This is a genomic window from Pseudoalteromonas sp. SG43-4 (genome assembly GCF_014164325.1).
GTDB classification, from domain to species: domain Bacteria; phylum Pseudomonadota; class Gammaproteobacteria; order Enterobacterales; family Alteromonadaceae; genus Pseudoalteromonas; species Pseudoalteromonas distincta.
Genome location: NZ_JACJFB010000001.1, coordinates 106,861 through 121,220 on the forward strand (window position 1 = coordinate 106,861; position 14,360 = coordinate 121,220).

Sequence of the window (14,360 nt, forward strand, 5' to 3'; positions counted from 1 at the left end):
CCAATTGGCTGGTTTTTAGTATTTATAAACGGCTAACTTAGTATTAGTAAGTTGCGCTGCCTTTAGTACGAGGGAAGGCAATAACGTCACGTACGTTGCCCATACCTGTTACATAAGCAACCAAGCGTTCAAAGCCTAAACCAAAGCCTGAGTGCGGCACGCTACCGTATTTACGTAAATCGCGGTACCAGCTGTAATCTTCTTTGTTTAAGCCCATTTCTTCTAAGCGTGCATCAAGTACATCAAGGCGTTCCTCACGTTGTGAACCGCCAATGATCTCACCAATACCAGGTGCTACAACGTCCATTGCGGCAACGGTTTTACCGTCTTCGTTTTGGCGCATGTAAAATGCTTTAATGTCACGAGGGTAGTTTTTAATAACTACCGGTGCTTTAAAGTGCTCTTCAGCTAAGTAACGCTCGTGCTCAGATTGTAAATCTACACCCCATTCAACAGCGTACTCAAACTTTTTGCCACAGTTTTTAAGGATTTCTACAGCGTCTGTGTAGTCAACTTGTGCAAAGTCTTTATCTACAAACTCTTCTAAACGCGTAATTGCGGTTTTTTCTACACGTTGTGCAAAAAATTCCATGTCATCACGGCGCTCTTCAAGTACGGCTTTAAACACATACTTAAGCATGTTTTCAGCAAGTTTTGCTATATCTTCTAAATCAGCAAACGCTACTTCAGGTTCTACCATCCAAAATTCTGCAAGGTGTCGAGATGTATTTGAATTCTCTGCGCGGAATGTAGGGCCAAATGTATAAATTTTTGACATTGCAGACGCGTAAGTTTCGCCATTTAACTGACCAGATACAGTAAGGAATGCTTCTTTACCGAAGAAATCTTCGCTGTAATCAACTTCGCCTTTGTCTGTAAGTGGTAAGTTTTGCATATCAAGCGTTGATACACGGAACATTTCGCCAGCACCTTCACAGTCACTTGCCGTAATGATTGGCGTGCTGATCCAGTAAAAGCCTTGCTCGTGGTAAAAACGGTGAATAGCTTGTGCTAAACAGTTACGTACACGAGTTACCGCGCCAATCATATTTGTACGAGGGCGAAGGTGAGCGTGCTCACGTAAGTACTCAATGCTGTGGCGTTTTGCCGACATTGGGTATGAATCTGGGTTCTCTACCCAACCTAATACAGTCACTGAGTTAGCTTGAATTTCGTAAGATTGACCTTGGCCAGCAGATTGAACTAAAACACCAGTAACCGACACAGAACAACCGGCTGTTAAGCTAGTAACTTCATCATAATTATTCAGTGAATTAGGAACTACCGCTTGAATAGGATCAAAACACGAACCGTCATGAACGGCTAAAAATGAAATTCCTGCTTTTGAATCGCGGCGAGTACGGATCCAGCCCTTAATTGTTACTTGGCTGTCTACCGCAACATTGCCTTTTAATAGCTCTGAAATCGCTAAATGGCTCATCTTCACTCCAATGATATAAGTTGCCTAACTATTTTATTTTAACTGTGCGCAACACTCGGGCATAAATTGCACATAAACGGTGCTGCACTTGAACCCTGTATCTTACCTAGTAAAGTTAAATAAAAAAACTATTGTGGGCAACTCTTTAAAAGTTTTTATGCATGCGGTTTATTTTTAAACAGTTTTTAGAGTTTAATTGCCACTATTATGATTTGTTGCTCTGAAATTTAATGATTTTGTGGCATTATTAACATCCAAACTAAATTAATATTTATTCACCCTTAAAAAATCGATGCTATGAAACAAGTTTTTATTTTACGAGGACTACCAGGAAGTGGTAAGTCTTACTACGCGCAAAGCCTTGCTGACGAATTAGGTGGAGCCGACGAAAGTCAGTATCTAATTTGCTCAACTGATGATTACTTTAATAATGAGCAGGGCGAATATCATTTTGATAAATTTAAGTTACCACAATTTCATAATTTAAATTTGGCGCGCTTTATAAATGCACTTGCTCAAGGCATTCCATTGGTGATTGTAGATAACACCAATATTAAAAAATGGGAATTTATAGCTTACTCTCAAGCTGCCGTTGCTTTAGGTTATCAAGTAAAAGAAGTGATAGTGGGTGAAGTAAAAGACAAAGCTATGCAGCACCTATACGCTAAACGAAACTCACATAATGTGCCGCTAAAAACTATAAGTAAAATGGCCTACATGTTTGAGTGGTAATCACTTAGAGATTAGATAAGGCTTTTATATCGCATTGTGTAATGGCATCTAAATGAGCAGTGATTTTTTCATTGCTCCAATCCCACCAAGCTATATCTAGCAGCGTATTAATTGTTTTATCGTCAAATCTGGTTTTTATCACTTTAGCGGGATTTCCACCTACAACGCTATAAGCAGGTACATCGCAGGTAACAACTGATTTACTGGCAATAATAGCGCCGCTGCCAATTTTTACCCCGGGCATAATTGTAGCGTTATAACCAATCCAAACATCATGACCAATTTCTGTATTGCCTTTAAAGGGTAAATCATTTGATTTTGGTACAAATTTTTCCCAGCCATTACCAAATATAAAAAATGGATAAGTAGAAAATCCAGAAGTTTGATGGTTAGCGCCATTCATTATAAAAGTAACGTCTTTAGCTATCGCACAAAACTTACCTATGATCAGACGATCCCCAATAAAATCGAAATGGTAAAGCACATTTTTTTCAAAATTCTCAGGGCCATCAGGATCGTCATAATATGTATAATCGCCTACTTCAATATTGATAGAAGTAATATAGTTTTTTAAAAAACCTACTTGAGGAAAACCTTCCATTGGTGAAGGATTATTGGGGTTTGGTCCGTTCATGGGGTTTCCTCTTAATTTTGAGTTAGGTATAGATATTAATCTATAGATTTATAAACCGCTAGTGGGTGCGATGTACTTAGTGATACATGCACTTCGTCGCCTGGGTTTACCACAACTTCATGGCTTACTCGGCTAGTTACAACCGTAGAGCACGCAAGTTTTACAGCGCACAAGCGGCTGCCACCTTCAAAACGTACCCAAATTACTTCGCCGTTATTGCCAACACTGCTTTGTACAAGTAACACATCGTCTGGTCGAAGTAGTACATCAACGTCGCCACTTTCACAGTCAACGCCATGAGCGGGCGCATTACCAATTGAGGTAGTGGCTTGCACTTGGCTAAATTGGCCGCTAATAAAGCTGGCTTCACCTAAAAAGCGTGCCACAAAGCGATTATTTGGCGTGCTAAAGCAGCGCTCTGGCGTGTCAATTTGCTGAATTTTGCCGCCTTTTAGCACACCAACACGATCGCCAACTGAGAGTGCTTCTTCTTGGTCATGTGTTACCCAAATCGCCGGTACGCCAGCGGCTTTAAGTGCGTTTCTAATATCCCAGCGAAGCATGTCTTTAAGGGCAGCATCTAAGTTTGAAAGCGGCTCATCAAGTAATACAAAGTCAGGTTGGTGGGCAAGGGTACGCGCAAGTGCAACGCGCTGCTTTTGTCCGCCAGAAAGTGTTGCTGGTTTTTTATCTCTAAAATCGCTCAGTCCAAGTAGGTTTATCCAATACTCAGCAGGGGCTGTATCTTTTAATCTAAAGCAAATGTTTTGCTGTACGGTTAAGTGCGGAAATAACGCAAAATCTTGAAACACCATACCTACACTGCGTTTTTCAGGAGGTAGTGTTAATTTGGGAGTAGCGCGCCATTTCCCCGTGTTTATTTCGCCTTCGCTAATAGGTATAAGGCCAGCAAGGGCTTGTAAAATTGTACTTTTACCACAACCTGTTGGCCCTACAAGCATAAGGATTTCGTTTTCACCCAGCGAAAAGTTTAAATCGCTTACTACGCGGTTACTGCCATAATCTATAGACAACTGACTTACAGATAGCATTGTTTCTTAAATCCTTAATGTTCAAACTGGTTGCGTTTTTCGCCAGACATCATAATAGCTAACCCGCAGGCAGATATCACTACTAACAATAATCCAGGAATAGCGGCGCGACCAAAATAGCCCGCTTCGTATACACGCCATAAATAAGTAGAGAGGGTTTCAAACCCTGTTGGTCCAAGTAGGAGCGTGGCTTCTAGTTCGCGCATTGACTCTAAAAACACCAGTGCTGCACCGGCAATAATACCGCGCATAGTTAAAGGTAGTGTTATGCGAGTAAATACTTCACGTGGGCTTGCCCCTAATACGCGCGCAGATTTTACTAAGCTTGGATCTAAGTGTTCGGTGCTTGTTCTAACAGAGCCTACAGCAAGTGGTAAAAATCGCAGCATGTAAGCAATAATAAGCAATCCCAGTGTTTGATATAAAAACGGCAACTGCAAACCACCGTAAACAAGCGCTGTGCCCATTACTATACCCGGAATACCAAAACCAAAGTAAGTAACACGCTCCATTATACGACCCGCTTTTCCATTCAGTGCGGCATGTGCAACAGGGATCGCAACGATAACGGCTACAATTGCCGCAATACCCGATGCATACGTAGAGTTCCATGCAATATTAAAATCAAATGAGCTAAAACCATCGCGAGCTAACCAAAGTGAAAATATAGCCAAAGGCAAGCCAATAGCGAGTAGTAAAACAGGTGCAAACGTAACAAACATGGCACTTAACTGTAATTTACTTGGAAATAAAATTAACGGACGACCATGGCGCTCAGGTGCTGTTTTTATTTGTGATTCAACTAAAAGTAAAAAACCGACAATAACCATCAGCTGAAGTGAAAGCATTGCAGCGCGTCCTAACGCAAAGGCATTGTATTCAACGTAAATTACGCGGGTAAAGGTATCTAAGCGCATCATTGCCGGCGTGCCAAAGTCTGATAACGTATAAAGCGCGACTAACAATGAGCCTGCTGCAATACCGTTAACTACGCGCGGTAATATAACTTTAAATATACTTTGCGTCATCGACATGCCCAGCGTTCGTGCGGCATTAACCATGCTTGCGTCAAGGCTCAGTAGGGATGAGCGAGTTGTCATCATTACAAACGGGAAGGTATAAAGCGTCATTACAATGGCGGCACCTGTTAGGCCATACATTGATGGTGTTTCTATTCCTGTTAAGGTATTTATTTCGCCACCGGGGCCAAAAGCAGCATAAAGTGTAAATGCGCCAATATAACTGGGAATTGCCAGTGGGGCTGCAAATACAACCAGCCAGAGCTTTTTAAATGGTAAATGCACATACGCGCTAATAAACGCCAGTGGCACACCAATTAAAATAGATCCGAGTACCGTTAAACCCATTAACGATAACGTGTTACCTAAAATTTGAAGATTGTGGGTGTCAAACACTGAGCTTGCATCGCTTGCAAGCACAATTAATACATAAACAGGGGTAAGCGCAACAAGCGCTGCAAGCAGCGCCATTGGATAAGAGGCAGGTATTTTCATTACAATACGCCGCTGCTTCGCATCAAATCTATAGTAGGGCGTAAATCAGCTAGCTGTGTTAAATCTACTTTAGGTGGAGAAATATTAGCAAGTGACGGTAAACCCTCAGGTTGGGTAATACCATTTACTAACGGAATTTCGTACGCTTCACTGGCTAAGTAACCCTGTACTTCTTTACTTAGTAAGTAACGCATAAAGTTAGTTGCAAGCGGATCGTCGTTAAGCGCTAATACACCCGATGCATTAACTAAACAGCCCGCATCATTTTGTGTAAATGCTAAATCTAGCTTGGCATCAGGCTTACCAGATTTTAAACGCAAAGTGTAATAGTGATTTGCAAAACCAATATCAACTTCACCGCGCTCAACGCCCATAACAACACCTAGCTCGCCGGCGTATGTTTTAGCACGTTTTTGAATCTTTTTAAGCCACTTAGCGGTTTTGTCGTCGCCTTCTAAAATTCGCATTGCGGTTACAAACGATTGAAAAGAAGCGTAGGCGGGTGCCCAACCAATACTTAAATCGCTGTCGGCAATTTCCATAATACTTGTTGGAATTTGCTCTTTAGTCAAACGCGACGTGTTATATGGCAATGTACGAATGCGACCAGTTACTGGTGCCCACTCTTTATATCTAAATTGTGGTTGTAACTGAGCAGATAAATCACTTGGGATGGGTTGTGCAAGGCCAGCATCGGTTACTAAACCAATTGCGCCTGAATCAACCGCCCAAAATAAATCAGCGCGGCGAACGCCAGCTTTAGCTTCTGCAACAATGGTATTTGCTAAAGCAGCAGTAGGACCTCGGCGTATACCGAGTTTAAAGTCTGGATTTTTTTTCTGGATTGCTTGTAATACGTTTTCATACAAACCACCTTCGCCTCGGCCTAAATAAAGCGTTAACTCGCCTTTAAGCTTTGGTAAATCGTCAACAGAAACAGGGTTTGCTATATCAGCGGCTAGCGCACGAGAAAGAGGCAGTGGCAATGAGCCAACCACCCCTAACGCGGCTAGGCCTTGAATAAAGGTCCTACGCTTCACTTAAAATACATCCTTACGTGCTTTTTCGGCTTTTTCTATTAAAACCTTAGCGCGGTCTAATTTTGTTTGCATGTCACTGATCACATCGCGTACTTCATCTACGCTTTTGCTGTTTTTAATTGCTTGTGGCAGTGTTACGTTAAAGTCTTTTTCCAGCACTTCAACTAGTTTTGCATCTTGTTCAATAAGTGTACCTTCAACGCCTTCAAACAGGTGCAGATAAGTATCGTGAACAATTTCAGTTGCTTCGTCTCGTAAACGCTCAGCAAATTTTGCTACTACACGGTCTAATTTGTGCTTAATTTCATCAATTGTGGCACTTTGTGTCATTTGAGTTGTAGCGGTTGCTTTTACAGTGTCTAACAAGCCTTTTTGCTGGAATTTTGCAGCAAGCTTAACAGCCCCAAGGCCTTGCCACAAGGCTATGTTCATCGCTTTTTGCTGTTTACGAACTTCATCAGCAGGCTCTTTATTATCAATGGCCATTTTTACGCCATAAAGACCCTGCCAAATAGAAGCGTATACTGGTACAAAGTTAGTTTCTATTGCGCTGTGAAACTTAACTGATTCCCAATATTCAATTAAATCATCAGTTTTTACAGATTTTGCGCCTTTAGTATCGTAGTCGCTTACCATGGTATCAACTTTGCCTACCATCCATTCTACTTCTTCTGCGTAACTTTTGAGGTTAGCTTGTAGATGATTAACATGCTCGCCAATAGGGCCGTTAGCTAATACTGGTTGAGCCATAAACGCCGAGGCTAGTAAAAGGCTTGCACCTAAAGTTTTGGCTGGTTTAAATAGTAATTTCATAGCAAAGAAGTCCAAAAAGGTAATTGTAAATGATAGACATTATCATATAGCTAATGATTAACGAGATCAATAACTACAAACTCGCTTAATAGATAAAAACACTAAATGTAGCGGTAGGTTACAGCAAATAGCGCTATAACCAGTATTCACTACCAGCTATTAAGCGTAATGCTTGCCTTTAATGGCATTGTAAATGGCATCACACAATGTTTTTATACTTGTGTCGTCACTTATATACGGTGGCATAAGGTAAATTAGTTTACCGAATGGGCGTATCCATACACCTTGCACTACAAAATAAGCCTGAATTTTAGCAACATCAACATTGCCCGCAGCCTCGTTCAGTTCAACAACACCTATTGCTCCTAAGGTACGCACATTGGCAACCGCATCTAGTTCACTGCATTTATTAAGTTGTTGTAGCTGTGTGTTTATTTGCTTTATTCGTTGTTGCCAGTTTTGTTCAAGTAATAAATCAATACTTGCGCAGGCCGCTGCACAGGCAAGCGGATTACCCATAAACGTAGGGCCGTGCATTAAAACACCGGCTTCACCTTCGCTTATGCCAATGGCTATTTTATCGCTAGTGATAGTGGCCGATAGCGTCATTGAACCGCCGGTTAATGCTTTACCAATACACATTATATCGGGTTCTATATTGGCGTGCTCTACAGCAAATAATTTACCTGTACGGCCAAAGCCTGTGGCAATTTCGTCGCAAATTAGCAGTACGTTATATTGGGTGCACAATTTACGTACGCAGGCTAAATAATCAGGGTGATAAAAGTTCATACCACCTGCGTTTTGTACAATAGGCTCAATGATAAAGGCGGCTACTTGGCTGTGGTTTGCTTTAAAGTATTCTTCAAGCTCTTGGGCTTCAGTTTGGTTAAACTCGAACCCAAATTGACTAACCGGTGCAGGCACAAAAACGTGTTCAGGTAAAAAACCTGAATATAAACTATGCATTGAGTTAACGGGGTCGCATACGCTCATGGCTGCAAAGGTGTCGCCATGGTAGCCCTTGTAAGGCGTCATTAATTTTTGTTTTGTTGTAATGCCTTGGCTTAACCAATATTGCAGCGCCATTTTTATTGCTACTTCAACACTTACCGATCCGCTGTCGGCTAAAAACACTTTAGTTAAACTAGGCGGCGTTATATTTACTATTTTTTTGCACAGCTCTACCGCGCTGTTATGCGTAATACCGCCAAACATAATGTGGCTCATATTATTAATTTGCTCAATCATGGCGTTATTTATAACAGGGTGGTTATAGCCATGTATTGCGCTCCACCACGAGGCCATGCCATCGATTAATTGCTCGCCAGTTTCGAGGTGAATAATATTGTGATTAGCATGTGTAACAGGGTATACCGGAATTGGCTTAGTCATCGATGTATATGGGTGCCAAATGTGCTCACGATCAAAATCAAGGTCAATCGTATTCTTTTTAATCATATGTAAACTTTAACTTGGTGGGCTTCGTTGACAATGGTACTTCAACTCGTAGACTAAGCCAATATCACCGTTATGAAAAAAAATAAGAGAGTATTATGGAACTTGCACCTGTTCGTCACGATTGGACCCACGCTGAAGTTAAAGCATTATTTGAAATGCCATTTAACGATTTACTTTTTAAAGCCGCATCGGTTCACCGTGCTAACTTCAACCCAAATGAAGTGCAAATTTCTACGTTGTTATCAATTAAAACAGGTGCTTGCCCAGAAGACTGTAAGTACTGTCCGCAGTCGGGGCATTACCGAACAGATTTAGAACGCGAACGCTTAATAGAAGTAGAAAAAGTAGTAGAGCAAGCACGCCTTGCAAAACAAAAAGGCGCTACCCGTTTTTGTATGGGGGCTGCATGGTCAGATCCAAAAGACAGAGACATGCCATACATTTCGCAAATGGTTAAAGAAGTAAAAGAGCTAGGGTTAGAAACCTGTATGACGCTAGGTAAACTCACAAACGAAAAAGCCCATGAGCTTAGAGACGCAGGGCTTGATTACTACAACCATAACCTTGACACGTCACCTGAGTATTACGAGCAAATTATTTCAACCCGTACTTTTCAAGATAGATTAAATACCATTGACCACGTACGCGATGCCGGTATGAAAGTATGCTCGGGCGGAATAGTCGGTATGGGTGAGCAAGCAAGCGACCGTTTTGGACTACTTATGCAACTAGCTAATTTGCCACAACAGCCAGAAAGTGTGCCTATTAATATGCTCGTTAAAGTTAAAGGCACTCCGCTTGAAAACGTAGACGATTTAGATCACTTTGAATTTATACGTACCATAGCAACAGCGCGCATTATGATGCCACACAGTTATGTACGTTTATCGGCAGGGCGTAACGCCATGAACGAGCAAATGCAATCGATGTGCTTTTTTGCAGGCGCTAACTCAATATTTTATGGTGATAAACTCCTTACCACCGAAAACCCAGACGCTGATGCCGATATGAACCTAATTAAAAAACTAGGCATGAACCCAGAAAAACGTCACGACTATTCAGACGAAGCAGTTGAAGCCTCGCTTTCATCGCAAGTAGCCGACAAAGCAACCTCTGAATTGTTTTACGAAGCGTAGGCTTATATCAATGCCTTTTGATTTTATAAATACGCATCTGCAGGCTCGCCAGCAAGGTGCGTTACTTCGTAAACGCCACGTAGTACATCACGCTACAGCGCGCACCATAACAGTTAATAATAAAACCTACCTTAACTTTGCCAGTAACGACTACTTAGGCTTTGGTGATGTGGCTGTTAATCTTAATGACTCCCACGCATTAGGGAGTCACAGCTCAGCATTGGTTACGGGTTATCAGGCCCAGCAAAAAGCGCTTGAACAATACTTATGTGAGCAATTTGGTTATGGCGCAGGAATGCTATTTAACTCAGGGTTTAGCGCTAATAGCAGCGTAATTAAAGCGTTGTTTCAAGATAAAGCCGCTGCGCAAAACAGCGCTATTTTTCAAGATAAGTTAAATCATGCAAGCTTGATTGACGGTGCTATGCACTCAAACGCGGCATTAGTGCGTTTTAATCACAACGACATGAATCATTTACGTTCACGGCTCGAAAAATCAAAAGCGCAAAACAAGCTAATTATAAGCGAAGGCGTATTTTCGATGGATGGCGATACCGCGCCTCTTAAAGAATTACTCGCACTTGCAAAACAGCACAACGCATGGCTAATGATTGATGACGCACACGGTTTTGGTGCATTAGGTAAAACTGGTTTGGGCAGTTGCGAAGCGTTTATTACTCAAACGCTGCCAGATATATTAGTCATTACCTTTGGTAAAGCAGTGGCTAGTAGTGGCGCGTGTGTATTAGGCAGTAAACAGTTTATTGATTACATGCTGCAATTTAATCGCGATTACACGTATTCAACCGCTATGTCGCCGCTTGTGGCAAGTCACACTCTTGCGCGTATTAAAAACATAAAAACAGCCAATGATAAACGCGATAAGCTAAATGCCAATATTGCATTATTTAAGCAACTCACTAAAACCCATAATATTGCAGTAATGGAATCAAATACAGCCATACAGCCCATTGTATTAGGTTGTGCTGAGCAAACGTTACAAGCGGCAGATAAACTTAAACAACAGGGTATTTGGCTCACTGCAATTAGACCGCCGACGGTTGCACATAACACCTCACGTTTACGCATTACTTTAACCGCCGCACATACCGAGCAAGACATAACGCACTTAGTTAAGCATTTAGTAGGTGCAATAGCATGACTGCTCAGCCAGTATTAAAAACAGATCTAGTGCAAACACAACTTGTAAAACCGTGCCTAGTGAGTAGCGATTCAAATAAAGAATTAATTAAGGAGCCAAATCGAGAGCTAAACAAGGAGCTTAAAAAGTCTACACAAAGTAAGTTTTCAAAAGCGGCGGCGAGTTATAACACCCATGCAAATGTACAAAAACATGCTGCGAGCGATCTATTTTCACTCATAAAACCAAGCTTTAATAAAAATAAGCTTTGTGTTGATTTAGGCGCAGGCCCGCTTGTTAATACGCATACCTTACAAAGTATGTTTGCAAGCGTTATTGCCATGGATTTGAGCTTAAACATGCTGCAAAGTAGTGATTTAACCACACCCAAAATATGCGCCGATATGGATAACTTACCGCTACAAGCAAACAGTGTTGATGTTATTTACAGTAACTTTGCAGTGCAGTGGTCTGCTAATTTTTCGGCTTTAATGCAATCGCTTTACAGTATATTAAAACCAGGCGGGCGGGCGTACATAAGCACTGTGGTAGAGGGATCACTTAACGAAATAAAAACAGCCTTTGCCGCGCTTGATTCAAACAGCCATATAAATACTTTTAATAGTGAACAGCATATAAACCAATCAGTCCAAAAGGCAGGCTTTACTATTAATAGTGCTAAAAAACTTATCTACACCGATAAATACACAACACCTTTAAAAGCTATTGCTTCAATTAAGGCTATTGGCGCAACTACGCAAAATCATACCAATACGCGCCAAGGGTTACTTACCAAATCGGCGCTACAAAAAGTATGCAGTGCGTATCCGCTTATAAATAATAAAGCATGTGTGTCTTATCATGTGGTGCTGTTATCATTAGAAAAAAGCCATTACAAAAAAGCGATTAATTGCTTAAGTTAAAACTTAAGCAATTAATTGCTTAAGTTAAAACTTAAAATTAAACCAAACTTAGATTCAGATCATAAGGCAACGCATGAAAGAATTTTTTATAACAGGCACCGACACCGATGCCGGAAAAACCCACGTTACCAGTTTGCTATTAAAGTTACTTGCCCAACATAAAAAACAAGCCATTGGCTTTAAACCCCTTGCTGCTGGCTGCGAAATGGCGTTTGAGCAGCTAGTAAATGCTGATGCCCTAATACTAATGGAAAGCGCAACAGTAAGCGCTAAATACGATGTAGTTAATCCGTTTGCGTTTGCACCACCTATTGCACCGCACATAGCTGCTGATCAAGTTGGGGTGAGTATTACTGTTGATAAACTAAGTGATGCTTATAAAAACGTAAAACAACAAGGTGCTGACATTATCCTTACTGAAGGTGCGGGTGGATGGGCACTACCAATTAATAATACCGACTATTTATACGATTGGGTAAAGGCTGAGCAGCTACCAGTCATACTTGTTGTTGGCATGAAGCTAGGTTGTTTAAATCATGCATTACTAACCGCTGCGCATATGCAAAGCATGGGTATAAACTGCGTTGGTTGGATTGCAAACCAAGTCGATAAAAATATGGACGAGTACCAAGCAAACCTAGATTCACTCAAAGCACGTTTACCGTTTCCAATACTTGCCATAAGCCCATACAGCGAGCAAACGCCTAAGTTACAAATATACAAAAGCTTGCTTAGTGCGTTATCTATAAACACTTAAGCGGTTTTAGAAAGATTTACTTTTTTTAGGTAAATATTGAAATAGTCAGCCTTAGTACACATATAAACATTTATAAATACAAAGCTTGCTCAAAAACAATGTTACTAAGGACATAACGACTATATGACGCACCCATTTATTGAAAGCTACGCCCCAAATTCGCACGTAAGTGCAGAGCCAAAAGCACTAAACAATGGTTTACCTAAAAAACGCGTAGGCATAATAGGTGGGGGCACAGCGGGCTCAACAATAGCCATCAGGCTTGCTGCGTTAGGGTTAGAAACTTACGTATTTGAAAAGAAAAAGTCGTTAATTGATGGTCCGCCAATGTGCCATTTGCATTCAGGTGGTAACTTATATCGCGAAATACCCGACGACGACTGCATAGATTTACTCAAGCAATGTATAGATATAGCGCGCCTTTATCCTCACACCATCGATGTTCGCCCTACAGTATTTGCTGTACCCAAGCGCGACGACGACTCACCGGAGGATTTATTTCCGCGTTTAGATAAATTAGTAAAAGCTTATAGCGAGCTTGTTGAGCAAGACTGCGCTAATAAAGTATTAGGCGAGCCAGAGCATTATTATCAGTTATATAGCCGCGAGCAAATGCTAAAGCTTGCTAAGCAAAAACAAGTAGCCAAGCCTACGTTGTTAGATGAGTGGATGATACCCGTGGCTAAGCATTTAGATTTAGATAAGCTAAAGTTTCCGCTAATTGTTGCACAAGAATATGGTTGGAATATATTTCGTTTATCGGCCAGTGCTCAACTCGCGCTTGCCGAGTATAAACATGCTCACGTTTTAACAAATACATGCGTTAAAAGTGTATCGCCTGTTACCAATAATAAGATTGATAAACAAATAACCAAGTGGAACATTGAATACCAAACACAACCAAGTTTAGAAGGTAAAACCGTTGAAGTAGATTACCTAATCAATGCGTGTGGTTTTCAAACCGGTATTATTGACGACTTGGTTGGGGTAGATGTAAAGCGCATGGTTGAATTTAAAGCCTCTTACATCACTCATTGGCAAGGTGCTGGTGGGCAAATACCCGAAATTATTATTTACGGTAACCGTGGCACACCAGAGGGCATGGCGCAGCTAACGCCTTACCCTAACGGGTATTTTCAAATACACGGCATGACCAACGACATTACGCTATTTAATGATGGCTTAGCTGATGCAACACCAATGAGTGCTCAACCTAAACTCCCCGATAAATACCTGGACTATATTAAAGATGGGTGGGACAAAACAGCATTGCAAACACGTAACCAAACAGCAATAGATTATGTAGCCGAATTTGTACCCGCGTTTAAAAGTGCTAACACTCAAAATAATGCCTTGTTTGGCGGGCAACAAATCCCAGGTGATGACGACACTTTGCGCGTAGCCGATGTAAGTTTATATTCGCTTATTAGTTATGCCCGGGCCGAAAATGTCAAAGCATCGTCAACGTTAATTGCTGCCGATCAAATAGTGTCTGAGTTTATAAAATTAGGAATAATAAGCAGCGATCCTGCTGTAAACCATCACCGCAGTAGCCATCAATGGTCGTATCTTAAACACAATAGCTGCGAAAATATTGGTGAAGTTGCACGCATATTAGCAGGTGAGCGTGGTTTTCCAATTGATATGGCAGAGCTAAATAACAGCTTGTAATAAACTGATTTATAAAGAAACTTTAGTCTTAAATTTGCTATAAAA

The 14,360-nt window shown here is 41.2% G+C and carries 13 protein-coding genes; 6 read left to right on the plus strand and 7 right to left on the minus strand.

Features of this window, described 5'->3' with window-relative positions; translation table 11 throughout:
• Window positions 1-43: 43 nt before the first annotated feature.
• Entirely contained in the window at window positions 44-1,441 is a 1,398-nt protein-coding gene (gene asnS, locus H5160_RS00475) for an asparagine--tRNA ligase (RefSeq protein ID WP_024596826.1), read from the minus strand.
• Between the two features lie 297 nt (window positions 1,442-1,738).
• On the opposite strand from asnS, the gene H5160_RS00480 reads away from it, so the two are divergent.
• Entirely contained in the window at window positions 1,739-2,173 is a 435-nt protein-coding gene (locus H5160_RS00480; RefSeq protein ID WP_002961231.1) for an ATP-binding protein, read from the plus strand.
• Between the two features lie 4 nt (window positions 2,174-2,177).
• Here H5160_RS00480 and H5160_RS00485 read toward each other — a convergent pair whose 3' ends face one another.
• From H5160_RS00485 to bioA, 6 genes are all read right to left on the minus strand, one after another.
• Window positions 2,178-2,807 carry a Vat family streptogramin A O-acetyltransferase gene (locus tag H5160_RS00485; protein WP_024604311.1) on the minus strand — a complete coding sequence of 210 codons (630 nt, stop codon included), beginning with the start codon at window positions 2,805-2,807 and terminating at the stop codon, window positions 2,178-2,180.
• 35 nt (window positions 2,808-2,842) lie between these two features.
• Complete coding sequence (locus H5160_RS00490) at window positions 2,843-3,859, minus strand: ABC transporter ATP-binding protein (protein ID WP_182736344.1); 1,017 nt, start codon at window positions 3,857-3,859, stop codon at window positions 2,843-2,845.
• A 14-nt stretch (window positions 3,860-3,873) separates the two neighbouring features.
• Window positions 3,874-5,373 carry an iron ABC transporter permease gene (locus H5160_RS00495; RefSeq protein WP_182736345.1) on the minus strand — a complete coding sequence of 500 codons (1,500 nt, stop codon included), beginning with the start codon at window positions 5,371-5,373 and terminating at the stop codon, window positions 3,874-3,876.
• Window positions 5,373-6,413, minus strand: coding sequence for an extracellular solute-binding protein (locus H5160_RS00500; RefSeq protein WP_182736346.1), 1,041 nt, complete (start codon window positions 6,411-6,413; stop codon window positions 5,373-5,375). Before H5160_RS00500 ends, H5160_RS00495 begins: the two co-directional genes overlap by 1 nt.
• Window positions 6,414-7,226, minus strand: coding sequence for a hypothetical protein (locus H5160_RS00505; RefSeq protein WP_182736348.1), 813 nt, complete (start codon window positions 7,224-7,226; stop codon window positions 6,414-6,416).
• Between the two features lie 159 nt (window positions 7,227-7,385).
• Window positions 7,386-8,687, minus strand: a complete 1,302-nt coding sequence (gene bioA, locus H5160_RS00510; RefSeq protein WP_182736350.1) for an adenosylmethionine--8-amino-7-oxononanoate transaminase — start codon at window positions 8,685-8,687, stop codon at window positions 7,386-7,388.
• A gap of 95 nt (window positions 8,688-8,782) precedes the next feature.
• Between bioA and bioB the strand changes: the two genes are divergently transcribed.
• The 5 genes from bioB (at window position 8,783) to H5160_RS00535 (ending at window position 14,315) form a co-directional block, all read left to right on the plus strand.
• Window positions 8,783-9,823, plus strand: coding sequence for a biotin synthase BioB (gene bioB / locus H5160_RS00515; protein WP_002961242.1), 1,041 nt, complete (start codon window positions 8,783-8,785; stop codon window positions 9,821-9,823).
• A gap of 10 nt (window positions 9,824-9,833) precedes the next feature.
• Window positions 9,834-10,985 carry an 8-amino-7-oxononanoate synthase gene (locus H5160_RS00520; protein ID WP_182736351.1) on the plus strand — a complete coding sequence of 384 codons (1,152 nt, stop codon included), beginning with the start codon at window positions 9,834-9,836 and terminating at the stop codon, window positions 10,983-10,985.
• On the plus strand, window positions 10,982-11,887 hold the full coding sequence (locus tag H5160_RS00525) for a methyltransferase domain-containing protein (RefSeq protein WP_182736353.1): 906 nt from the start codon (window positions 10,982-10,984) through the stop codon (window positions 11,885-11,887). Before H5160_RS00520 ends, H5160_RS00525 begins: the two co-directional genes overlap by 4 nt.
• 73 nt (window positions 11,888-11,960) lie before the next feature.
• Window positions 11,961-12,644 (plus strand): dethiobiotin synthase, encoded by a 684-nt coding sequence (bioD, locus tag H5160_RS00530; RefSeq protein WP_182736355.1) that lies wholly within the window; start codon window positions 11,961-11,963, stop codon window positions 12,642-12,644.
• A gap of 123 nt (window positions 12,645-12,767) precedes the next feature.
• Window positions 12,768-14,315 (plus strand): FAD-dependent oxidoreductase, encoded by a 1,548-nt coding sequence (locus H5160_RS00535; RefSeq protein WP_182736357.1) that lies wholly within the window; start codon window positions 12,768-12,770, stop codon window positions 14,313-14,315.
• Window positions 14,316-14,360 lie beyond the last annotated feature (45 nt).

Excerpts from the sequence above, each read along its gene's own strand:
- H5160_RS00480 (WP_002961231.1), top strand. The coding sequence starts at position 1,739 with ATGAAACAAGTTTTTATTTTACGAGGACTACCAGGAAGTGGTAAGTCT.
- asnS (WP_024596826.1), bottom strand. The coding sequence starts at position 1,441 with ATGAGCCATTTAGCGATTTCAGAGCTATTAAAAGGCAATGTTGCGGTA.
- H5160_RS00505 (WP_182736348.1), bottom strand. The coding sequence starts at position 7,226 with ATGAAATTACTATTTAAACCAGCCAAAACTTTAGGTGCAAGCCTTTTA.
- H5160_RS00485 (WP_024604311.1), bottom strand. The coding sequence starts at position 2,807 with ATGAACGGACCAAACCCCAATAATCCTTCACCAATGGAAGGTTTTCCT.
- H5160_RS00490 (WP_182736344.1), bottom strand. The coding sequence starts at position 3,859 with ATGCTATCTGTAAGTCAGTTGTCTATAGATTATGGCAGTAACCGCGTA.
- H5160_RS00535 (WP_182736357.1), top strand. The coding sequence starts at position 12,768 with ATGACGCACCCATTTATTGAAAGCTACGCCCCAAATTCGCACGTAAGT.
- H5160_RS00525 (WP_182736353.1), top strand. The coding sequence starts at position 10,982 with ATGACTGCTCAGCCAGTATTAAAAACAGATCTAGTGCAAACACAACTT.
- bioD (WP_182736355.1), top strand. The coding sequence starts at position 11,961 with ATGAAAGAATTTTTTATAACAGGCACCGACACCGATGCCGGAAAAACC.
- H5160_RS00495 (WP_182736345.1), bottom strand. The coding sequence starts at position 5,373 with ATGAAAATACCTGCCTCTTATCCAATGGCGCTGCTTGCAGCGCTTGTT.
- H5160_RS00520 (WP_182736351.1), top strand. The coding sequence starts at position 9,834 with ATGCCTTTTGATTTTATAAATACGCATCTGCAGGCTCGCCAGCAAGGT.
- bioB (WP_002961242.1), top strand. The coding sequence starts at position 8,783 with ATGGAACTTGCACCTGTTCGTCACGATTGGACCCACGCTGAAGTTAAA.
- bioA (WP_182736350.1), bottom strand. The coding sequence starts at position 8,687 with ATGATTAAAAAGAATACGATTGACCTTGATTTTGATCGTGAGCACATT.